The 23,422-nt window shown below is 40.7% G+C and carries 18 protein-coding genes and 1 pseudogene; 10 read left to right on the forward strand and 9 right to left on the reverse strand.

What is annotated here, in order from left to right; all coding sequences use genetic code 11:
- Nucleotides 1-529: 529 nt before the first annotated feature.
- Nucleotides 530-934, forward strand: a complete 405-nt coding sequence (locus IQ246_RS14485; RefSeq protein WP_194004062.1) for a DUF2294 domain-containing protein — start codon at nt 530-532, stop codon at nt 932-934.
- On the opposite strand, the gene IQ246_RS14490 is transcribed toward IQ246_RS14485, so the two are convergent.
- The 4 genes and pseudogenes from IQ246_RS14490 to IQ246_RS14500 all read right to left on the reverse strand — a co-directional run bounded on the left by IQ246_RS14490 (nt 897) and on the right by IQ246_RS14500 (nt 2,489).
- Nucleotides 897-1,298 carry a PleD family two-component system response regulator gene (locus IQ246_RS14490; RefSeq protein WP_194004063.1) on the reverse strand — a complete coding sequence of 134 codons (402 nt, stop codon included), beginning with the start codon at nt 1,296-1,298 and terminating at the stop codon, nt 897-899. The two genes, IQ246_RS14485 and IQ246_RS14490, sit on opposite strands and share 38 nt — an antisense overlap.
- Nucleotides 1,299-1,507: 209 nt before the next feature.
- Complete coding sequence (locus IQ246_RS30900) at nt 1,508-1,639, reverse strand: hypothetical protein (protein WP_255515559.1); 132 nt, start codon at nt 1,637-1,639, stop codon at nt 1,508-1,510.
- Between the two features lie 7 nt (nt 1,640-1,646).
- A pseudogene (locus IQ246_RS14495) lies at nt 1,647-1,841 on the reverse strand (ABC transporter permease); the annotation flags it as partial.
- A 138-nt stretch (nt 1,842-1,979) separates the two neighbouring features.
- Entirely contained in the window at nt 1,980-2,489 is a 510-nt protein-coding gene (locus IQ246_RS14500; RefSeq protein WP_244142033.1) for a pentapeptide repeat-containing protein, read from the reverse strand.
- 86 nt (nt 2,490-2,575) lie between these two features.
- Between IQ246_RS14500 and IQ246_RS14505 the strand changes: the two genes are divergently transcribed.
- Nucleotides 2,576-3,187: a YraN family protein gene (locus IQ246_RS14505; RefSeq protein ID WP_194004065.1), complete on the forward strand. Its 612-nt coding sequence runs from the start codon at nt 2,576-2,578 to the stop codon at nt 3,185-3,187.
- A gap of 204 nt (nt 3,188-3,391) precedes the next feature.
- On the opposite strand, the gene IQ246_RS14510 is transcribed toward IQ246_RS14505, so the two are convergent.
- On the reverse strand, nt 3,392-3,781 hold the full coding sequence (locus IQ246_RS14510) for a hypothetical protein (RefSeq protein WP_162395314.1): 390 nt from the start codon (nt 3,779-3,781) through the stop codon (nt 3,392-3,394).
- Nucleotides 3,782-4,025: 244 nt separating this feature from the next.
- On the opposite strand from IQ246_RS14510, the gene queA reads away from it, so the two are divergent.
- Complete coding sequence (queA, locus tag IQ246_RS14515; RefSeq protein ID WP_194004066.1) at nt 4,026-5,243, forward strand: tRNA preQ1(34) S-adenosylmethionine ribosyltransferase-isomerase QueA; 1,218 nt, start codon at nt 4,026-4,028, stop codon at nt 5,241-5,243.
- A gap of 297 nt (nt 5,244-5,540) precedes the next feature.
- Entirely contained in the window at nt 5,541-6,455 is a 915-nt protein-coding gene (locus tag IQ246_RS14520; RefSeq protein ID WP_244142034.1) for a tetratricopeptide repeat protein, read from the forward strand.
- Between the two features lie 193 nt (nt 6,456-6,648).
- Here IQ246_RS14520 and IQ246_RS14525 read toward each other — a convergent pair whose 3' ends face one another.
- Both IQ246_RS14525 and IQ246_RS14530 read right to left on the reverse strand, forming a co-directional pair.
- Nucleotides 6,649-7,344: a TrkA family potassium uptake protein gene (locus IQ246_RS14525; protein ID WP_194004067.1), complete on the reverse strand. Its 696-nt coding sequence runs from the start codon at nt 7,342-7,344 to the stop codon at nt 6,649-6,651.
- Nucleotides 7,345-7,511: 167 nt separating this feature from the next.
- Nucleotides 7,512-8,846: a TrkH family potassium uptake protein gene (locus IQ246_RS14530; protein ID WP_194004068.1), complete on the reverse strand. Its 1,335-nt coding sequence runs from the start codon at nt 8,844-8,846 to the stop codon at nt 7,512-7,514.
- Nucleotides 8,847-9,090: 244 nt separating this feature from the next.
- Here IQ246_RS14530 and IQ246_RS14535 point away from each other — a divergent pair, with 244 nt between their 5' ends.
- Both IQ246_RS14535 and IQ246_RS14540 read left to right on the forward strand, forming a co-directional pair.
- Nucleotides 9,091-9,933 carry a methyltransferase domain-containing protein gene (locus IQ246_RS14535; protein ID WP_194004069.1) on the forward strand — a complete coding sequence of 281 codons (843 nt, stop codon included), beginning with the start codon at nt 9,091-9,093 and terminating at the stop codon, nt 9,931-9,933.
- A gap of 467 nt (nt 9,934-10,400) precedes the next feature.
- Entirely contained in the window at nt 10,401-12,482 is a 2,082-nt protein-coding gene (locus IQ246_RS14540) for a cation:proton antiporter (RefSeq protein ID WP_194004070.1), read from the forward strand.
- A gap of 109 nt (nt 12,483-12,591) precedes the next feature.
- Here the strand turns inward: IQ246_RS14540 and nagA are convergent, their stop codons facing one another.
- A complete protein-coding gene (gene nagA / locus IQ246_RS14545; protein ID WP_194004071.1) occupies nt 12,592-13,776 on the reverse strand; it encodes an N-acetylglucosamine-6-phosphate deacetylase in 1,185 nt (394 codons plus the stop codon).
- Nucleotides 13,777-14,023: 247 nt separating this feature from the next.
- On the opposite strand from nagA, the gene IQ246_RS14550 reads away from it, so the two are divergent.
- The 4 genes from IQ246_RS14550 to IQ246_RS14565 all read left to right on the forward strand — a co-directional run bounded on the left by IQ246_RS14550 (nt 14,024) and on the right by IQ246_RS14565 (nt 19,489).
- Complete coding sequence (locus IQ246_RS14550; RefSeq protein ID WP_208492169.1) at nt 14,024-15,355, forward strand: RNA-guided endonuclease TnpB family protein; 1,332 nt, start codon at nt 14,024-14,026, stop codon at nt 15,353-15,355.
- A 43-nt stretch (nt 15,356-15,398) separates the two neighbouring features.
- Entirely contained in the window at nt 15,399-15,917 is a 519-nt protein-coding gene (purE, locus tag IQ246_RS14555; protein WP_194004073.1) for a 5-(carboxyamino)imidazole ribonucleotide mutase, read from the forward strand.
- 906 nt (nt 15,918-16,823) lie between these two features.
- Nucleotides 16,824-18,413, forward strand: coding sequence for an ammonium transporter (locus tag IQ246_RS14560; protein ID WP_194004074.1), 1,590 nt, complete (start codon nt 16,824-16,826; stop codon nt 18,411-18,413).
- 689 nt (nt 18,414-19,102) lie between these two features.
- Complete coding sequence (locus tag IQ246_RS14565; protein WP_194004075.1) at nt 19,103-19,489, forward strand: transposase; 387 nt, start codon at nt 19,103-19,105, stop codon at nt 19,487-19,489.
- Nucleotides 19,490-19,583: 94 nt separating this feature from the next.
- Here IQ246_RS14565 and IQ246_RS14570 read toward each other — a convergent pair whose 3' ends face one another.
- Nucleotides 19,584-21,761 carry a hypothetical protein gene (locus tag IQ246_RS14570; RefSeq protein WP_194004076.1) on the reverse strand — a complete coding sequence of 726 codons (2,178 nt, stop codon included), beginning with the start codon at nt 21,759-21,761 and terminating at the stop codon, nt 19,584-19,586.
- Between the last annotated feature and the right edge of the window lie 1,661 nt (nt 21,762-23,422).

A 23,422-nucleotide genomic window follows, 5' to 3' on the forward strand; every position in this document is an offset into this window, starting at 1 on the left:
ATCTTCAAAAAATTTTAAAAGTCATTAACCTTTGTCAGACTTAGCTTGTAGCGCTATATTCTTGTTTGTTATTAGCTCTTTTTTCTCGTTTAAAATACTTTTTTTTCATAAGGGGATCGGTAGAACCATTAATATTAGACTCAACATGTAAAACTATAAGTAATTTGTAATTAGGATGCCAAAACTTTAAAAATAAGAACTTACGATTGGTAGTTGACAGATACTTAGTGATAAATATAGTAATCCGATTTGATTCGTGAACTGACTCGTAGAGACAGGGAATGGAGAAGGTGGGGCCCCCTCTGGGGATAAGAGGCAATGGGGAATGGGGCATCGAGAAGAAGTAATAAAGATGTACCTGAATTTTTTTCAGAAATCAAATACTAGCCCTATATTTTGCCTAGAACATAACACATTTTTGGCTATTTATACTAGGTTATTATTAACATTCAATATTTCTAAATATTAAGTATAATATTAGAAATTACTATTTTACTCTTAGAATCAAAAATATTACATTGTAACGCTAATGATACAACCTACTATTGGACAATTAGAAAGAGAAATATCACAGCAGATTAGAAATTTATATAACGAAAGATTGGGTCAGCGTCCAAGTCAAATTATTTGCCATTTTTTTGATACTGAAATTGTAGTTTCTTTAGAAAACTCTGTAAGCCAAGCTGAGAAAACTCTACTGAATGGAGGTTATGATAGCTTGGCTGAACAAGTGCGATTATATTTAGACAAAATAATTAAACCACAATTAAAAAAATTGATTGAGGAAATTATTGGTCAACCTGTTATCGACCTAATGACAAACACAAATTTAGCCACCGGTCGTACAGGAATTATTGTTATCTTAAATCAATTGCCTGGGGTTCGTAATCCAGAATCTATTCCGAAGTCGAATGTGAAAAATTTATCTGATTGAGATTGCGGTGGACAACTATTTCTAATTGATTAAAATCATAAGGTTTGGTAATGCAATCATCAGAGCCTGCGATCCTCTTAAAATCGTACTCTTGTACTTTGGTCAAGGGTTTCACTGCAATGATTGGAATACTAGCAGTTTTTGGATTGTGTTTGAGATAATTAATCACTTGATTCGCACTCAAATCAGACAACATCATATCTAGTAAAATTAAATTTGGTTGATAATTTTGTGCCAATATCGTAGCCCTCACCCCTTGTTTGGTACAAATGCATGAAAAATTTAATATTGCTAGGTGAGAATTAAGTAGTTCTAAATCATGTAAATTTTTTTCTACAACTAAAATTAAAGGCTGTCCATTCATAAACGATTAGTGGCTGTCCAAGAAAGGCTAAGCATCAAGACTTTACTCATCAGGAAAGACCAAAGGGTTTTTCTTTGGTGAGTATTTAGGCGGATATCCGAGGCTTTTTCAGCCGACTAGGGCTTGAAATTAATAGGCTCGTGTGTAACTCACTAGGTTGTCTGTCTGCGCTGAACTTCAAGGAAGAACGTAACAAGCTAGCAATAACATCAAGCAAATAGTAGCATAGTAGATGTATATATCCGCGAATATTGACTAACGATGATCGCGATCGCATCAAACCAATAAGCTGGCGAAACCTGGTTAAACGGATTTTGTAACAAGTAGCTAACTAAAATCATCGCTATCTGGTGTCAGCTTGGTAAAAATACTACCGAATCCAAAGTAAGTAGAGATAAATTCTTGAAAGAAGGCAGTGTATGCTATAATTATATCCGTTACAGCTAGTAGGATGAAAATTGCACCGACAATCAGGGCGGATGCGATCGCTATTAGGAAAAATAAAATTGGTAGCAGGAATTGAATGCGATTGATTATATTCAATTACTAGGCTATTCATAAATCCGGTATATGAACATTAAGAAGTTGCGATCGCACTTCATAACAATAAGCATCACAAGTTATGGAGAAGTGTGGTTAACTGCGGGCAATATGGCACCTCTCCATAATTTTTACTTCCTTTTATGAGCAAAACAGCGTGTCACGCGTGTCCCGTTTTGTAGTGGGGTTAGTCCCTTGAGCAACCTGGCACAATTTTTTTTGCTCATCCTGGCGTAGCAGCACATCGGTAAAGTCTGCTCCGTCAATGATTGCACCATCAAACTTGGCATTAGCAGCAAATGCACCTTCCAACACCGCATTTGTCAAATTTGCTTTGATTAGACGAGCCGAATCTAGAGTAGCATTTGTGAGATCAGAACCTTCCAAATTTGCCGACTCTAAATTTGCGGCAAAGAAACTAACACCGCGTAAATTGGTGTGACTGAAGTTGCTTTGGCGGAGATTAGCTTTGGTAAAGCTAGAGTCTGTTAAATCACGTCCTGAGAAATCAGCTTCAACCAAAATTTCTTTATTATATTCAAGTGCCAAAGCTGTTGGAGCAAAACCTACAGATACCGTGATGTCAATTATTCCCCAAAGCAATAAACTGAGTATACTTGCCCAAATCCGATGTTTTATTTTACCCTTCATCCCAGATGGACGGGATGAAACGAGCGTATTATCCGCTACGCGATCGCTTAACCTAGAATTCATAGAATTCATGCTATTTTTAGTCAATGGCGAACCTTCCTCCATCTCATTATCCCGATATTGGCCGATTAGGAGAAGACCTAGTAGCCCAATGGTTGCAATCTAGAGGTTGGGTGATTCTGCACCGTCGCTTTTCTTGTCGCTGGGGAGAAATCGACATAATAGCCCAATATCAGGAAAAACCAGGGGGAGCAGGGGAGCAGAAGTCCCTTAACGCAGAGAATTCCTTACTCAGCACTCAGCACGGGCTAAATGCTCCGCTACCGCTAACAGCACTCGCTTGTACAGACGCGATTAATCGCGTCTGTACTCAAAACTCTATCTTGGCATTTGTTGAAGTTAAAACCCGCAGTTCAGGTAATTGGGATGCAGGAGGGAGAAGCGCTATCACGCCACAAAAGCAAGCAAAACTTTTGCGTACAGCCGAAATATTTTTAGCTCAGTATCCTGAAAAGGCAGATTATCCATGCCAATTTGATGTTGCTATTGTCAATTGTCAGCGGATTTCAAAAAATCTGACTGGGGTTGAAGTTACCCAGGAAGCTCCAACTACTTCATCAGTAGCCGGATATAAGTTAAAGCTGCAAGAATACATTCCAGCAGCTTTCGACTCTTTAATTGATAATGGTAGTGGCTAATGAGTAACAGATAAAATATTTTGATGACCAATCACCCGCCGGGTCACGTTTGTAACGTAGCTATACCTGACGATCATATCTTTAGAAAAACAGGCTAGGTTTAGCGTACCGCAGGCAGTCAGTCCATAGTGAGCTAGTGCTGGATTTACTGCACTAGCTCCCCACGAACCAATAATCTTGTAGTGCTATCCCTGTCAAACAGTATCATGCCAAGGTTTCGGGACAGTAGCCCAATCCTCGGACAAACTGTTGCCGGAAGGCTTCAATTTCCTCTCTCTCAGGGCTACCATGAGAGACTATCGCTACCTGATAGCGACGCATCACATCTACAGGGCACTGTCCCGCTTCCAAACTCCAAAGTGCCATTTGTACTCTCATTGGCGGCTCATAGCTAATTCCTAATTCATTTAGAAAAGCGCGAAAGTCGCCATCTTCTTGAGAGGAGACTTGACCCTTGAGTTTGATCCTAACCACCCAGCCATCAATTTGATGAATTACGGTGACGAATGAAACTGGTGTCTGGGGTCTAGCGTGCAGGTGTTGAACGACCCTCAGAGTTAAACTGGCATTTGCCAGGTAATACAAGTATTCCATGTTTGTTGGTGCTTGGGATCAAAGCCAATCCTACACTTCTATATTCGTAAATAGATGCCTGTTCCCGGTAGGGTAAAAGCCCCCGTTTTTAGATGGGGAGGTTTACCCAATTTTCATATTGGTGTTTCCGTGTCACCTAATAGTACTAATCTTATAGCCGAGTGGAGAAATTGAGCGATGATGCCTTAAAGTTCCTTTATAGAGGAAAGCTTAAACCAGCTTTTGGAATCCGGTATAAATCTAAATGGAGCAACAAATAACACAAGCTAATTTACCTGACACCCCGATCCAGCGAGCCAAAAACGTTGAATTAGATTGTTCGCTAGCTGGGTATAACTACGAACTTCCTTCAGAACTCATTGCCCAAAACCCAGTAGTTCCTAGAGATAGCTCGCGGTTAATGGTGGTGAATTCTCGCACTACAGGCGACAAAACAGCACCGTTGCACCACATTTTCCGTGATTTGCCCGAACTACTGCAAGCTGGTGATTTATTAGTAATGAATAATACTAAAGTTATTCCAGCACGGCTTTATGGTCGTAAATCTAGTGGTGCTGAAATCGAGGTCTTGCTGTTAGAAGAAAAGCAGTATAACTGTTGGTTAGCCTTAGTTAAGCCAGGAAAACGCTTCAAACCAGGAGCGAAGATTATTTTTGAAGCCAAGGGAGCATTTCTTCAAGGGAGTGGAGGAGTGGGGAAGTGGGAGAGTGGGAGAGAAAATAATTCTTCTTTCCCCCCCTCCTTTTGCATCACGGCTACGGTTTTGGAAACAGACGCGGCGACTGGGGGACGTCTGTTGCAATTTGATGTACCAGAGGGAAAATCTTTGGTACAGCTTTTAGACGTATTTGGTGAAGTACCTCTACCGCCTTATATCACTGGCTCGGAAGCTGATGACGAACAGTATCAGACAGTTTATGCTAAACAGCCAGGAGCGATCGCAGCTCCGACGGCAGGACTTCACTTTACTCCAGAATTATTGCAGAAGTTAAGCGATCGCGGAATTAATCAAGCTTTTGTGACGCTACACGTTGGTGTAGGTACATTCCGCCCCGTGGAAGTTGAGGATGTTACCACACACCAGATGCACGAAGAATGGATTGAAGTTCCTACCACTACGGTAGAACAAATCTGCACCACTAAAGCGGCTGGTGGTCGAGTTATTGCTGTGGGTACAACAGCAGTACGCGCCTTGGAAGGAGCAGCTAAATCTGGCGATTTGCAGCCATTTTGTGGTAAGACAGACTTGTTTATTTATCCCGGCTACCAATGGCGGATCGTTGATGGTCTAATTACTAATTTTCACTTGCCGCGTTCTAGTTTAATGATGCTGGTTAGTGCTTTGATTAGTAGACAAAGGTTGTTGAATATATATAACGAAGCGATCGCTTCAGGGTATCGCTTTTATTCTTTCGGTGATGCCATGCTCATTTTACCAGAGGCGACTGGCGTTTCTGAGTAGTTAGGAGTGGATGATTTGAGGTTTGGTGAGAGCAGCTTTGCAGATGAGAAATAATCAGCACCTTGCTCTGGCTAATCTACAAGAGACTTGTTGCAAAAACGCGAATCAGTGAAAAATGAACCCCTGTCTTTTGCAAGAGGTGTAATAACCGCGATCGCACTGAGTCTAAGTAAGGAATTTGGAATTTTCTCTTTCGTGGTGGGTACTCTGACTTATAAGAAGCTAACAATAAGTACAGGCTTGCCATTCATGTCTAAAGAACATCCATTTTCTCCGTGGTTACATATATTTTCCCAGATGACGCTGCTCTACTCTTCAGCATTTTTGTTCTTAGCTGCACCGACAACTACTAATTTCCCAGGAAGCAAGCTGCTAGCAGAAACTGCGATTTCTCAGAATCTCCAAGCAGCTAGCTTCTACCAACAAGGAGTCACGCGCTATAACCGCAATGATTTACAGGGTGCAGCTTATGCCTTTCGCCAAGCGTTGCAGCATGATCCCAACCTTGGGACAGCACGCAATTATTTAGGTAATATCTCCATGCAGCAAAATCGCCTGGATGTAGCTGTACAAGAATATACAGAGGCGATAAAAATTAATCCTAATTTGAGCGAAGCTTATTATAACTTAGGGTTGGCATTCCACCAACAAGGAGATAAAGAAGCAGCAATTACTGTGTACAGACAGGCCCTTGTAATCGATCCGACAATGAAAGCAGCACAATATAACCTGGGTTTGACACTGTACGAACAAGGACAGCTACAGGAAGCGATCGCCGCGTACCAGCAAGCAACTAAACTAGATGACAGTAATGCCAATGCTTACTTTAACTTAGCGATCGCTTTACAAGACCAAGGTCAAATAGAACCTGCGATCGTTGCTTATCGGCAAACTTTGCAGCTAGATCCTCAGAATGCCATAGCTTACACTAACTTGGGAAGTTTGATGGCAATTCATGGTCAAGCCTCAGAGGCTATTGCCGTTTATCTGCAAGCTATTCGCCAAAATCCCAAGAATGCCTCAGCTTACTATAACTTGGGAGTGACTTTATACAATCAGGGTGATATCAAGAAAGCCAGTGCAGCATTGAAACGCGCCCGCAATGAATACCGCAGCCAAGGAAATCTTGAGCAAGTTGAAAAAATTGAGCAGCTAATGCAGCAAATTGCCCAGAAGGGAAAACAACAGCAACCTCAAGGTGCAGAGGGATAGTCGCTCCGACGCATTGGGCATTGGGCATTGGGCATAGGGCATTGGGCATTGGTAGCTTCTCTCCCATTGCCCCTTCGCCCCTAATCCCCAAAGGGGGCCCCGAGTTCCCCAGAGGGGGCCCCGAATTCCCTATGCCCAAAAACTCCATGCCCTTGTGGGTGGAGTTTTTCATAACTTCTAACTCCTAACTTTTTTAAATTGGCAAGCGATTAATATCTTTGTTGCAGCCAATAACTACCATTGCAGAACCACGCTCTAGACGCTTGGTTGGATCAGGATTGATTTGAAATTTACCATCCTGACTCACCGCCAGCAAATTCAAACCATAGCGGTTACGAAGTTGAAGTTCGGTGATTGTTTTACCATGAAATTCATCAGGCACGATCAGTTCTACAATACTGTTATCTGGGTCGAGGTCAAACCGATCTATGATTGATGGTTTGGTAAGTGTACGTGCTAGGGCACAACCCGCCTCATACTCAGGAAAAACAACATGATCTGCTCCCACTCGTCGCAATAGCTTGCAGTGAACTTCACTAGAGGCTTTAGCAACTACGTGAGGTACACCGCCCTCTTTCACATTCAGGGTGGTTATAATACTTTCTTGAACGTAGTTACCAATTGCCACAATTACCGTATCAAATTCAAAAACTCCAGCTTCCCTGAGTGCAGCTGGCTCAGTAGAGTCTAGTTGCAAAGCATGACCAACTATTTCTTCAGTTAGGGCTTCTGAAACACGTTTCTCATCAATATCTGTAGCCAGCACTTGATAGCCGAAATTGTGAAGTGTTGAACAAACAGAACGACCAAAACGACCTAACCCAATCACAGCAAATTGATGGTTGTCTTTACGTAAACTGCGGAAAAAACCTAATGATGAAAGATGCACAGTTGTTATCCTTATTATTGCTCCCTGTACTTAGGGCAAAAAGCGGTTATGCCGCACAAATAAAAAAGCTATTTTTTTGCCTAAATAGGTATATTTTATCAGTTTAATTATTAGTCATTATTTATTAATTATTTATACCTCATATATCCTATTTCTCACTCCTATAACTATCCCACGAGTAAATTTTCTTCAGGATAATGAATTCTAGTGGGGCGGGGATCTCCTAGTATCGCTGACATAAGCAGTAAAACGCCTACTCTTCCAATATACATTGTGATAACTAAGATCAGCTTTGCCCCTGTAGATACACTTCCTGTGATGCCTGTAGAAAGACCCACTGTGGCAAAGGCTGATACTACTTCAAACAGAATTTTAATAAAATCTAATTCTGGATCTGTGAGGGCAATTAGAATCGTAGACAAGATTACGGTTGCTACTGAACCAACTAACACACCAACAGCTTTCAGAATTAAAGGTATTGCAATCTTGCGATCATACAATAAAACTTCTTCTTTTCCTTGAAGAATTGCTTTAGTACAACTAGTTAACACCCTTAGGGTTGTTGTTTTCATACCGCCTCCTGTACCACCTGGACTTGCACCAATAAACATCAGCGCAATAGTAATAAATAGACCAGCAGTGGTCATTTTACCTATATCAATGGTATTAAACCCAGCAGTTCTAGGAGTAACCGATTGAAACCAAGCTAGTAATAACTGGTCACGGAAATTTAGTGAGCCAAAAGTTTCAGGATTTCTGATTTCTATACATAAAAAAGCAAGTAGACCTAATACTAACAATATAATTGTTGTACTACTTGCAACTTTAAAATCAAGAGAAAATACTTGAGCATTAGTTTTTTTTTCCAGGCGATCGCGGAACCAAATATACATTTCAAAGATTACCTGATAACCAATTCCCCCAAAGATAATCAATGCTGTGATGGTAAAGACTACTAAAAAAGACGACTGATAACCAATTAAACTATCTTTAAACAAACTGAAACCAGCATTATTCCAAGAATTAACACTATGAAAAATTGCTAACCAAAGTCCTTTATCCCATCCATATTTGGGTACAAAAGCTGGTAACAGTAAAAATACTCCAGTAATTTCAAAAATCAGTGTTGTAGCAATGATGGAGCGGATAACTTGAGCACTACCACTCATTCCCGGTCGATCTAAAGATTGTTGAATAGCTATTTTTTGTCGCAGATCAAACTTACGTCCAATCAACAGAATTAGAAAGGTGGTGCTTGTCATGTAGCCCAACCCGCCAATCTGAACTAACAGCACAATAAACAACTGACCCCAAAAAGAAAAATAAGTGCCAGGATCAACTACTGATAAACCAGTAACGCAAACTGCGGATGTCGAGGTGAATAGCGCCACGATTGGGTCATTCCAAGTACCATTGCTAGTTGAGAAAGGCATCATCAGCAGGAGGGTGCCTATAGCGATTACAGCTAGAAATCCTAAGCAAACTGTACGAGCAACAGTCATAAGCAATTCAAAATTCCGAAAAAATGAAAAACTCAATCATGACAGGCATCTCGACAATATAAGCTGTATGAGTTGAAGCAAGAGCAGCTTAATTAAAGTAATATATACAAATTTTTCTAAGGAAGATAAACCGGAGTTGACTCTCCCTAGAAACCAAAACACCCTATTTTAATTAAAAACATACATGGTAGCCTACCAGTATATTTTTTTTTGAATTCTGTTTCGTCTCAATACTACTTTTTTCATGAGTGCAACACTTTACCAACAAATTCAGCAATTTTACGATGCTTCCTCTGGTCTGTGGGAAAAGATTTGGGGCGAACACATGCATCATGGCTACTACGGGTCAGATGGTAGTGAGAACAAAGACCGTCGTCAGGCTCAAATTGATTTAATTGAAGAACTGCTTAAGTGGGCAGGGGTACAGTCAGCGGAAAACATCCTGGATGTAGGTTGTGGCATTGGCGGCAGTTCTTTATACCTGGCAGAGAAGTTTAATGCTCAGGCTACAGGGATTACACTAAGTCCGGTGCAAGCCGCGAGAGCCACAGAACGCGCCTTGGAGGCTAATTTGAGTCTAAGAACACAGTTTCAGGTAGCAAATGCTCAAGCAATGCCTTTTGCTGATAATTCTTTTGACTTGGTTTGGTCGTTAGAGAGTGGTGAACACATGCCAGATAAAACCAAGTTTATGCAGGAGTGTTATCGGGTACTAAAACCGGGTGGTATTTTGATTATGGTGACTTGGTGTCACCGACCCACTGATGAATCACCGTTGACAGCTGATGAACAAAAACACTTAGAGGAAATTTATCGAGTGTATTGTTTGCCTTATGTGATTTCTTTGCCAGAGTATGAGGCGATCGCACGTCAACTACCATTAAACAATATCCGCACCGCTGATTGGTCAAAAGCTGTTGCCCCGTTTTGGAATATGGTCATTGATTCCGCATTCACTCCCCAGGCACTTTGGGGCTTACTCAGTGCGGGTTGGACTACCATCCAAGGAGCATTATCACTGGGCTTGATGCGTCGCGGTTATCAGCGCGGGTTAATTCGGTTTGGCTTAGTACGGGGCAATAAGTAGGAGGTAAGGGGAGTGGGGGCAGAGAATAATTAACCTTGATTCTTGTACAGACGCGATTAATCGCGTCTGTACTCTTTTCTCCTACTATATATTTACAAGTTTGACGTTGTAATTTCACAAATTATTATCATTATTTTCAATTCAAAACTCTTACTCAGCAGCAATTGGATTTGCTTTGAGCAAAAACTTTTATTTTCCTATAATTTCACGATTTCTAGGTCGTAGATAACGTTTGTAACGATTTAAGTATCGATTATTTTCGCAGATTAAACTTCTACTTTTATTTCTATCTGTAGATATGAACGACTCCTTTCTTAAGGTAGAAGATTTAGTGCGATCGCCACCTCTTTGGTGTGAACAATTTATTTTTCAGTAACCTACACTACTGAATTACATAATAAATTTAAGCAATGATTTGCGTTTTTTTCTTTATAATTATATTTGCCATCTAGGTTGATTTATTGCAAATGATATCAAACTCGCTAACAGACAGTCCTATCATTGCATTTACAATTCTACTAACAGTAATTTTTACTGTACCTCCTATATTTGAGCGACTAAAACTCCCTGGATTAGTCGGGTTACTTGTCGCAGGAGTAGTACTAGGACAAAACGGGCTAAAGCTATTAGATTCTGAGTCTGACACTATCAAATTACTCTCTGATATTGGCAAGATTTATTTGATGTTCGTGGCAGGTTTAGAAATTGACCTAGAGCAATTCCGTAAAACTAGAAATCGTTCAATTGGGTTTGGTACTCTGACATTCTTAGTACCAATGATTGCTGGCATTGCTGTAGGACGTTTATTTAATTTTGGTTGGAATGCTTCAGTTTTAATTGGCTCTTTACTTGCCTCCCATACTCTGTTGGCATATCCAATCGTGAGTCGCCTAGGAGTTGTAACGAATGAAGCTGTGACAGTTACAATTGGTGCCACAATTTTTACTGACACAGGTGCTTTGCTAGTGCTAGCAATTTGTGTTGGAATTCATGGAGGGGAATTCTCCGCCCTAAGTTTAGCAACTTTGTTGGGTGGATTAGTGATTTATGCTGCTGTTATTCTATTTGGCTTTGACTGGGCAGGAAAAGAGTTTTTTCGTCGCTCTGGGGATGAACAAAGTAACCAGTTTTTGTTTATCTTACTAGCATTATTTTTAGCATCTGTCGGGGCACAGGTAATTGGAGTTGAGAAAATTGTTGGTGCGTTTTTAGCAGGCTTAGCTGTCAACGACGTTCTAGGTCGTAGTCCAGTCAAAGAAAAAGTTGAATTTATTGGCAGTGTTTTATTTATTCCTTGTTTCTTTGTAGACATGGGATTGTTGATTGATATTCCTGCCTTTATCAAAACCCTCAGTTCAATTTGGCTGACGCTGGTAATTGTAGTAGCTTTAGTTGGCAGCAAATTTATAGCGGCATTTTTAGCCAAACTGTTTTACCGCTACAATATGGCGGAATTCCTAACCATGTGGTCATTATCTTTGCCACAGGTAGCAGCAACATTAGCAGCAACCTTAGTTGCTTATCAAACTGTAAATTCTGCTGGTGAAAGGCTAATCAATGAAGGTGTCTTAAACAGTGTGATTGTTCTGATGCTGGTTACTGCAATCCTCGGCCCGATAATCACAGCTCGATTCGCTAGTGCGTTACAGCTTATCCCCGCAGATATAGGAACAGATAGTCTAACAACTTGGTGGGAAAGTTATGAGAATCAACAGGTAGAGCCAAACCAAGAGCCATTTACTGTAGTAGTACCGATATATAATCCTGAAACTCAGCGCTACTTGATAGAAATGGCAGCACTACTAGCTCGTCATGAATCTGGACGGATTGTGCCATTAGCTATTACCAAAGCACATATCCAAATGGACGATCCGCAGTTAGTCACAGCACTTGAGCAAAATCAGAAAAGATTGAATTTAGCTAAAGAAATCAGTCAAGAATTTGGCGTGGAAGTGTCACCTGCAATTCGGATTGATGATGATGCGGCTTTGGGTATTAGCCGTACTAGTCGAGAACAAAATTCTAGCTTAGTGGTGATGGGTTGGTCGCGGACAACAGGCTTACGTGCCCGCTTATTTGGTAGTGTAATTGATAGCGTCTTTTGGTCTTCTCACTGTCCGGTAGCAGTAACACGCTTGTTAAGTAGTCCTACGACCATCCGCAAAATTCTTGTACCAGTGGGAGACTTAACACGGCAAACCATAGGCGCTGTGCGATTTGCTCAAATTTTGGCTGATGTAAATCAAGCTGAGGTAATTCTATTACATGTATGCGATCGCAAAATCCCCCAAACCTTGGTAGAAAAATTTGCATCTCAATGGACTGATATCGTCGATAAAAGTCAGTTACAGGTAAGTACAAATATTCAAGCAATTAGAGGTGATGATGTCGCTAAAGTCATCATTCGGGAGGCTGAGGCATTTGACTTAGTAGTGTTGCGTTCCGTCCGTTATCGCACAGCAGGTGGATTAGCCGTCAGCCAAGTTACAACGCAGGTGATTAAAGAATTGAAGTGCTCAATTGTATTGTTAGGAGAGCCTCATTCATAATATGGGATTCAACGCAAATTAAAAGACTCTGTATGTCCGTTGCAATGGAGTTGTTGTGCAGTCACCGCCACCGACTGCCTAGTATTTATCTTGCATGTTTCCATAACGTCTAGTTAAATAATCGCTGCCAAGTTAGTTTTTTTGTCGCTTCATCCCAATGCCAGCGTAATAAATTGAGAGCTTGATTTGCGGTAATTCCTGGTAAGATTATCGCTTTTCTAGGTGCATCGGTAGCTAGGGCGATCGCATTTTCCACATCACAAATCCCCCACTTCACCAAATTCTGCACTCCCACCAATAAGGGTAAAGTAGTCCCTGACAAAGTTCCATCTGGCAATCGTGCCGTACTATTTTTTACTTCAATTTGCCGACTGTCCCAAGGATACACCCCATCGGGTAATCCCAGAGGTGCGAGGGCATCGCTAACGAGGAAAAGTCCTTTTTCGTAGCCGCTGGCGACAAGTAAGATTTGTAGCATCGTGGGTGAAACGTGCTCACCGTCAGCAATGAAACCACACATCACATCAGGATTGGTAATTGCTGCTCCTAATAATCCTGGTTCACGGTGATGTAATAATGGCATGGCGTTGAAAGCGTGAGTTACCATCGTCGCACCCAGTTCAAATGCACGTTGCGCTTCGGCGGCTGTTGCCTGAGAATGTCCTAAACTAACGGTGATTCCCAAGGAACGCAAATATGGAATTACTTCACTAGTTGGATCTAACTCTGGTGCTAAGGTGATGACTTTCACAACATCAGCATAATCGCCTAAAACCCGCTTTACTTCGTCAATTGTTAGGGGTAATAAGTATTCTGCTGGGTGTGCGCCGCGCTTTTGGAAATTCAAAAATGGCCCTTCTAGATGTACTCCCAGAATCTTGGCACCTACTTGTTGATTGTAGAGAATACCAGCAATTACACCAAGCGATCGCTGAATATTTTCTACTGAAGTTGTCACCAACGTTGGTAAAAATCCATCTACCCCAACATCCCACAAAAATTGAGCAATTTTCTGAAGCATATAAGCATTTTCTGGGTGCAAATCGGGAAATGCTAATCCCAATGCGCCATTAATCTGCAAATCAACACCACCCAAAGAAATCCAGTCACCAGCAGCATCCACTACTTGCAAATCAATTGCTGGAAAGCGTTTGAGAACTGTACCCATTGGTAAAATTTGCTCAACTATACCCTGTTGACCAACTAAGAGCATCTGCAAATCCTTGTAACCAGGTACTCTAGCATTGATAATGTCTAAGTTCTTTGCGATGGGATTTTGTATTGCTTTGGTCATCACATTGGCGAGAGAATAGCTCAATCTCATCCGATTTTAACGTATCGGGGAAGTCCCCACCCTCAATGTACTCATACTCTTGGGGATAGGGAGCCTTGGATGAGGATTGCATCTGGAATTGATTTGTTGCTACGCAAGAACTTTCTTCCAGATGTATGACGAATCCCCAACATTTTGACTTTACTCACATTCATTTTATATAGTAATTTGAGTCTTGGAGGTAAAAATAGAAGTGGCAATCAGGCGAATGACTTTTCGGTTATACCCAAATAAGCAGATAGAGCAGTATTTGCGGTATCACCGGAAGTTACACAAAGACCTGTACAACGCTGCTGTCAACAATAGATTTTATCAGTATCAAAACTTCAATCATTCTGTTGATTATATAGAACAGCAGAACTGCTTACCAGCGTTCAAAGATGTTTGGATTGAGTATAAACAAATCAATTCTCAGGCATTGCAAGCAACATTGAAGCGTGTTGATTTTGCTTTTGAGCGTTGGTTCAAAGGTTTAGGTAAACGCCCTAAGTTCAAATCAATTAGGCATTATTCAGGATGGACATATCCTGCCAAAACTGGCTACTTTGTTGAGTCAGATGGAGAGAGTGGTTATCTCAATCTGTCTAAGATTGGGCGTATTCAGATGCGTGGACAGGCTAAATATTGGGGAAAACCGACCACTTGTACTATCGTTTATCGCAATGGTAAATGGTACGCATCTATTACAGTTGATGTTTTAAACCAAGTTCTCAAGCCAGAGATTTTACCCATTAGTGCTATCGGTATTGACTTGGGATGTAAATCTGCTTTATCAATTACTGATGGTGAAAATCATCAACAAATTGATGCACCAAAATTTTTAAGAAATGCAGAACATCTAATCAAAAAAGCGTCTCAGGACAAACGACGTAAACGTGCGCCAAACAGAAAGAAAAAAATAAAAGCTTCTAGACGGTTCAAAAAAGCTCAGTTAAAAGTTAGTAAACTAACCCGTAAAGTTGCTAACCAACGCCAAAATTGGGTACACCAAGTTGCAACAGAAATAGTTAGCAGTAATAGCTTCGTTGCAACTGAAAAGTTAGAAGTCAAAAACATGACCCGAAAAGCAAAGAAGGGTAAGCGCAAAAAACAGAAGGCTGGACTAAATAAGTCTATTCTTGATGTTGGTTTTGGAATGTTACGCAGCACCATAAAATACAAAATAGAGCAGATTGGTGGTGTATTTATCGAAGTTCCAACCCGTCAGGTAAAACCTTCTCAAACCTGTCCCAAATGTGGAAACCAACACAAGAAAACACTCGATATTCGAGTACATCAGTGTAGTGTTTGTAATTATCTACAGGATAGAGATATTGCTGCTGCCGAGGTTATGCTTTATTGGGCCAAAGGAATTCTACCGGGGTTAGGAACTAGCCTCGTAGACGCAGAGTCGTCTAGCTCTACCTCACGCACCCGCAAAACAGCAGCAAGCATGAAGCAACTAGGGGCAATGAAGCGTCAAAAATCTGTAGAAGTCTCCGTGAAAAACGAACTGAGGGATGTAGAAACCCACAGTTCAGGCGGAGCCAACTGTGGGTAGTTCATATGTAACAATCGGCGATTAACCAAAAATCTAAAATTCTATGACTCCTCTTGTCGGTATTATCATGGGTAGCGATTCTGATTTGCCCACTATGAAAGACGCGATCGCAATCTGTGAAGAGTTTGGTATCCAGAATGAAGTGGCGATCATTTCTGCTCATCGTACTCCAGAACGCATGGTGCAATATGCCCAACAAGCCCACAAACGCGGTATCAAGGTGATTATCGCTGGTGCGGGTGGCGCTGCTCACCTTCCTGGGATGGTAGCATCTTTAACCCCACTTCCTGTAATCGGCGTTCCCGTAGCCACACGTCACTTACAAGGTGTTGATTCTTTGTATTCCATTGTACAAATGCCTGCGGGTATCCCGGTGGCAACAGTGGCAATAGGTAATGCCAAAAATGCTGGTCTTTTGGCTGTGCAAATTCTTGCTACCCAACAACCAGAGTTACTAGAAAAAGTGCAAGAATATCGCCAAGCTTTATCTGAATCAGTAATTGCAAAGCAAATAAAACTAGAACAACTTGGATATGAGCAATATTTACAACAAATGAGCTAAGTAAATCGGGGCACAAAAAGTCAATTCATAATGGTCGTTATTTGTGAAAAATTTAAGTAAAATTTACCACTCTTAACATTTTTATGCTTGTTATCGCCTGTTTTCTTGGCAAGGGGTATATTTGCTGTTCTTCACGCCAAGTACAAGTAACAAATTGTTAAGTTTTTGTATATAAATTTAATAACATTTGCGATCGCTCTATCCAGATAACGTAAAACACTGAGCATACAAGGTATACAGCCGCTTGATTTGAATGCATCAGTGGTTGTTTGCTGTAAACGAAACGAAAAATGTATTAAATAATACAATCTTTTGATTGTACTAAATAGATAATCAGTCAAATTTATTCTTTTAGTTAGGCGTAATTCACCAAAGGTGCAACAGGAACTAGTCTCATAATTTCTATGCGAGAATGGTTTTGTTTTTTCCTGAAATTAGTGTTTTTGATTTTATAAAAATGAGTTTTAGGGAAAATAACTGACATATACAAGGAGATAATTATTTTTTAGCAATGTTAGCAAAAACTTTGTTGAGTTTACATAACTAAATTAACCTTGCTAAGTCTATTAGCAAGGTTGATTCTCCTTAAAAAAGGAAAAAAAGAGCAAAAAATATTAGATTATGTTGAAAATTACAGGCGATCGCTTTCTCAAAGTTTTATTGCTAAAGATTAAAGATTAAGTGAAGTAGGCTTGACTGATGAATAGAGTACATAATAACTTCTTAAGAACAACTGCAATATTTACAGAAATACCAATAATTTCCTAAACTTCTACTTAGGTTATTTGACTTTCTGGTTTGCAACAAGTGGTTTAAATGAAAAATCTCACAAACCACTTGATTTAGCTTATAACATTAGTTTTTCCGCGTTTTTTAAGGATGGTTTGGAGGATGATGTTCAAATTTATGAACAAACAGAAATCTAAAACAAAAAGTAGGCGTCTGTTTGCAAAAAATTACGCTAAAGCTACACAATTTACCTCAAAAGTCAAGATATTTAATCTAGCAATTAAGCGGCTCTCTCCCAGCTGGCAAGCCTGCTTACCTTTAGCTTGTCTGATTGTATTGGGTTGGGGTTATGTAGCAGTTGCCCAAACTCCAGCTACAGGGCCAACAACAGCAGAACTCAAAGTTGCTATTGATACACTATGGGTAGCGATCGCTGCCTTTTTAGTGTTCTTCATGAACGCTGGTTTTTGTATGTTGGAAACCGGGTTTTGTCGCCAGAAAAACGCTGTCAACGTTCTTGCCAAAAACTTGATTGTGTTTGCTCTGGCCACAGTTGCCTTTTGGGCGATTGGGTTCGGATTAATGTTTGGCGACGGGAATGGCTTCATCGGATTGAATGGGTTTTTCCTAGGAGGAGCAGATAACAGTCCCGCTACAGGAGACGCTTATCAAGGTGTCTACAGCGCTCTTAATTGGGCTGGTGTACCTCTAGCGGCCAAGTTTTTATTCCAGTTGGTATTTGCTGGAACCGCAGCCACAATTGTTTCTGGCGCAGTTGCTGAACGGATTAAGTTTGTTGACTTCCTGATTTTTAGCCTCTTACTCGTAGGTGTTGCCTACGCCATTACCGGACACTGGATCTGGGGTGGCGGTTGGTTAGCAAAAAGCGGTTTTTGGGATTTTGCTGGTTCTACAGTAGTTCACTCAGTCGGTGGTTGGGCAGCTTTGATGGGAGCAGCATTTCTGGGCCCACGTATTGGCAAATATCAAGATAAGCAAGTTATTGCCTTACCTGGTCACAATATGAGCATAGCCACTTTGGGCTGCTTAATTCTGTGGTTAGGCTGGTTTGGTTTCAACCCCGGTTCCGTAATGGCTGCCGATCCTGGTGCAATCACCCACATTGCCTTAACCACCAATATGGCCGCTGCTACGGGCGGTATTGCTGCCACTGCTACAGCTTGGCTTTACTTAGGTAAACCAGATCTGTCGATGATTATCAACGGCATTTTAGCTGGCTTGGTGGGAATTACAGCAGCTTGTGCTTATGTCAGCATTGGCAGTGCTTTTATTATTGGCTTGATTGCTGGAGTCATTGTAGTTTTCTCTGTAACATTCTTTGACAAAATCAACATTGATGACCCAGTAGGAGCTACCTCAGTCCACCTAGTCTGTGGTATCTGGGGAACTCTAGCAGTTGGTTTATGGTCTGTTGGCCCTGGTGTTTATTCCTGGTATGGTGACGGACTTGGCCCAGCTAAGGGTTTATTGGCAGGTGGTGGCTTTGGACAGTTATTCACTCAGCTAATTGGTGTCCTCTCAGTAGGCGGGATGACCGTTCTCCTCAGCAGTATTTTCTGGCTGGTTCTCAAGGCGACTTTAGGTATCAGAGTATCTAGAGAAGAAGAACTTGAAGGCTTAGATATTGGCGAGCACGGCATGGAAGCTTACAGTGGATTTGTCAAAGAAGCTGATGCATCTGGATTTCCTGAAAGTCGTAGCTCTCGTGGTATTTCACATAGTGGAGATTTACCAAATACCCTGTAGATTTTGAGCATTTGATTTTATTGCAGATAAATACCCGCCCCCTTGACTTTTGTCTCTCATACAGGTGGCGGTTTTTTTATAAAAAGTGTCATATTTTTTCATCAAGATTGTTCAGAGTCAAGGATGAATAGTTCTGAGTACCGAGTGCTGTTAGCGGTAGCGGGACTCAGCACTCAGCACTGAGTTTGGTTAATAGTCTAAAAACTAGCCCTTTCAAGGTGATTCGTAAAATAAGATTGTTTTTTCTCAGCGCTCTGTGTCTTGAAAAGTTCAGATCGCCTGTTTCCGGCGCTCCGACTTTTTGCTGTGTCTCTGGGGTTCAAAGTAATTTATCTAACCGCAGAGGCGCAGAGAACACAGAGGTAAGAAATAAAAGGGGGATTTTTTGAGCCATATTTTTACCCACCTTGAAAGGGCTTGTCTAAAAACCTAGACTATTGACTTTTGACTCTTGACATGACTTTTTAAATTGCAATCAGTATATTAAAAACTCTACAACACCTTCTAAACCTCATCCATCTTGAGAACTGGAGTTTTGTCAGAAGATATATTACTGTAAAGAAGTGAGGTGACAAAAAACAAAACAGGATGCTCAAAATTAACTGCGATCGCTGGAACCAAAATGCTGCAATCTTGAGAGAAGAAGCAAGGTATCTTTCTATGGGGTCTATATCTAGAATCTGGGTGAAGTGAGAATTTTTCCCTATGACAGTGCCAATGGTCTCAACACTATTGATGTTCTCAATACCCTCAAAACTGAATTCCCTTTTCACCCAATGACATTAATTTGGGACGGTGCTCCTTATCACCGCTCACAGATTGTTAAAGATGCGGCCGCAACACTGGATCTAAAAATAGAACCATTACCAGGGTACAGTCCCGATTTGATGCCTGTAGAACATCTTTGGCATTGGTTACGCTCAGATGTTACCTATCATACTTGCTATGAGCATCAGTCTGACCTAATTGAACAGGTCTCAGCATTTCAACAACGAATTAACGTCTCTCCCAATACAGTGACGGATCGTTTGTGGGTGACAACTCATCTTAAACCTGATGAGGATAGTTCCTGCTAAGGGCTTTCTTGAAAAAGCCCCTAACAAGACTACCCAGAGCAAAGCTGTCTTTGTTGATTAACTTCTCTACATTAAAGTAGCGACATGAAAAACGTTAAGCGTAGCATTCAGCAAGTATGCTTGTGATATCTGTAATATCAATGTCGCTTTTTATTCCAGGATGCCATACGTCTTTATTGTTCAGTTCCCACTGATGTGCACCAATGTCTGGGGTGGATTCTCCCTCGGGAGTAACGCCAGAAATTACAGCAGCAGATCCACGCACAGGGCTTGACTGTTGTGGTCTATAGTCGGTAGACAGTACGGGCTGACCACTAGAAACCCAAAGAGGTTTACCTGTTTTGCTCTTAGTCGCTGTAGTAGGAACGTCCATATTGTGAAATAAATTATTTCTAACCCCAATGGTTGCTCCTAGCTTGTCACCACCAGCAGTAGCACTATCATAGTAGAAGATATTATTTGCAATATCGTTGTTTGGGTTTTCAAACTGTCCAGTACTACCAAAGTTGAAGAACTTATCCTTGCCCCCTATATATACTGTATTGTTGTAGAATTTCAAAGGTGATAAAGACTTGAAGTTTACAACATAACCAATATTGCGAAAAACATTACTGTGAACAAGAATGTTTGACACAATTGCACCACTATTGTAAATAGGATAAGATCCAGCAGTAATATAGTTATGGAATATTTCTAGGTTAGTAGATACAACTTCAATTGCGTACAATGGCTGATCATCTAACCATTTAATCCACTCACACTCATACAACTTCAGGGCAGGCGTATTAGTTCCAGAAGCCAAACTCACAGTACTATTGAAAACGCAGTTGCGAATTGTAGTATTTGTTGTTTTGTGGTTGAATATCTCTAAAGACATCTGAGGAGAATATCCGCCACCCCAAGACATAAACTTATCAACTAAGAAAGTACAATTCTGGATATCGATGTCATCTAAATACGTTGATGGAGTTGCTCCACTATTGTAGAACTTTGATAAGTCTTCATAAGTTCTTAGTCCAGCACCACCACGCTTTGAAGTTGTATCCACATGTACGTTAACAAAACGAGCTTTCGTAAGCCGTGTAATTTCTAGACAGTTGGATTGTGTTTGCGAAGTTAATCCATCATCGGCATTTTGTGGCAACACACTAGAACCTGGACTATAGAAATACCGATCATTATAAGAACTATCAACCATATCTATAGATGACACTTTCACTGTATGCACACTAAGTAACCTTAATGCATTCTTGCGATACTTCTCAAAAGATAGGTTGTGTAAGAGAATATCAAATGTATCTCGTACCTCAATCCCAGTATTGTGGTTGTAGTAGTCACACGGGGTATTTGCAGTCGATGTACCTGTGAAGTTAAAGTTGATAATACGGTTCTTCCGCCCTTTTGATAGCTTTAAAGCACCAATGATTGTAGGCTTACCATCTCCAATTAAGGTGATACCAGAAGGTACAAGGGTTGGGTTAGTTGCAAGCGTGTAGGTTCCTGCAGCTACATTAATCACATGTCCACTATCAGGCATAACAGTGGTCAAAGCTTTTTCAACAGTTGCCCAAGGTGCAGCTTTAGTACCTTTTCCAGAGGTGTCGTTCCCAGTAGTTGCAACGTAATAAATAGTTTTATTCTGTGGAGTATCAAGGGCCAACTTGTTGAGAGTAAACACCTTACAAATGACTTGGTTATAGTGCCCTAGACCAACCTTACCTGCGGATGCTAGAGCTGGGTCAGCATCTGAAAACTCAGTCAGCAAAACAAGGTTGTTATTTGCTGTATCGATGTAGTACACTTCAAACACAGTCAAAGCAGTATTAAACGAGTAGCAGCGCACAATATATTTAAAATCTGATGTGCTGCTAGTAACATTTGTGAGTGCTTTCCATAGTTCAGTAGTGACTCCTTCAACAACTTTGGTAGCTTGAACATCTACCTGAGTATTGTTATTTCCTAGTGACAGACGAATACGATAACGATCACCATTGCTCTGGATACGTGTTTCAATGAAAGGTCTGCGAGTGGAGTTATAGTTTGTCCTATTTGCCTGAAATACCACTTCACAATCTTGGACTGTGTGAGTGTTTAGTACTGCTGAAGATGTACCACTCGTGGTATTTACTGCACTTAAATCAGTAGAAGCAGAAACACTCCAGTCATAACCAGCAGTCATGTTTGGCTTAAGATCTAGCCAGCCGTTCCCGATATTACCAGCAGTGGTTGCGGGTCTGTCAAAGCTATCGGTAAATAGTTGAGTTGTAATCATAATAATTCTGAGTTGAATAGAGTAAAAAGCTGAGTGTTTGTCACGAGAAAACCACGTGGTTTAGGCGTAACGAGTACTTTGCGTGACCATCTTCAAAAGTGACTAAAACAGAGAATATGTGCCCAATCTTGAAAAGGTAGATTGAGGGAGTATGACTGCAAAATCAGAGCAGATGAGAATAACTGGCGAGAAACCAGACAATCACAAAAGCTTTATTGAAGGGAAAAAGCTACTGGAGCTAATCCCACTAACCCAAGTAAATTGAGTACAGAAGTCAAGGGCATTCCACTCGCTGTTATGCTAGACGTCACTAGTCACCATGACATGAGAAAGCAGAGGTCACTGTACAATCCCAAATCATTCAGCGACCACAACCTGGATCAAATGCTTTGCACCATCTATGCGTGGACAAAGATGATGATTACGGCGAAGTCTACCACTTATTGCTTAATTGGAACCATACTACTCACGTTCTTGTGCCAGATAAGCACAAGCGAATTGATAGGTTCGCTCTCATACACTCTTTGCTCAAGATACAAGCGCAACCTTTGTCGAGACGATTAAACCTCATATGTGCAATCGCACCTATTGAGGTTATACTACGCCTATTTACTCACACTGGTATATCAGAGTGTTTACAATTGTTACCTGACGCTAATACTGTATTTTTGCTTTTGATCAAAGTTAGTGTCTTTTGCCGCTCAGTTCCCCTTTCTTTCCGCACGCGGCACACTGTAAATCTCTATAAAATACTTCTTTTAGTGCAAGAGTAGCTTCAAGTCACTCTCATACACTATTTCTCAAAGTCAAGCATAATTTATGCTAGTACTATTTGGTCTCCATATATGCAGCAGCACTTTTGGAGGTTATACTATGCTTGTTAGCTTACGCTGTCACATTACAGCGCTTGTAATCAGCTACATAACGCTAACGCTGCATTTTAACTTTCACCAAAACTAGTGTTTTTGCTCCTTAGTTCCCCTTCTATCTACCAAGCAACACACTGTAAACTAATATTAAATATTTTTTGGTGACAAACTTATGATGTATTCTTTAATATAACACACTATTTTTCAAAGTCAAGCATAATTTTTGCTGTCGATGGCGAAGGAAAACAAAGAGAAGCGGTGAAGCTGCTATCGGTAAAGCACGGGTGCGATCGCTTTTCCGGGTAGACTTGAGAGGCGATCGTATCGTATCATTTACATGCTCAACATTTTTAAAAGCAGTCTTATTAATTGGACAAGTGATATTGAGCAAGAAATAAATAATTACGAGAATACTTTTATACAATATGCTGATTTAAACTCTATCTTGAGAAATATTTTAGAATTTTATAAAAAACTCTATGTTGTTAATAACAAACGAGTTACTTTAGTTTCAGCGCCCGTCAACTACGCCTAGGATTTTTTTTGGCTAGTGTCTCAAGATCTGTTGCGTTCCGCCTAGTTAGCGTGAGGAGTAGTGCAACGCTGCGATAATCAGCGATTTGCTTGGGTAAAGTAGGCCGTTGTTAAATCATCAGTTTGTATATCCTCATGCAACGCCAGCCGCCAAAATGGATCAAAAAATGCAGTAGTGATAATTTTCTTAAACTGAAGAATTAATATATTTATAGTTATTAGTAATAAAGTAACCATATTTTAGCCTGTTTCTTTTTA

This window comes from aff. Roholtiella sp. LEGE 12411, assembly GCF_015206995.1.
In the GTDB taxonomy this organism is placed as follows: Bacteria; Cyanobacteriota; Cyanobacteriia; order Cyanobacteriales; family Nostocaceae; genus Komarekiella.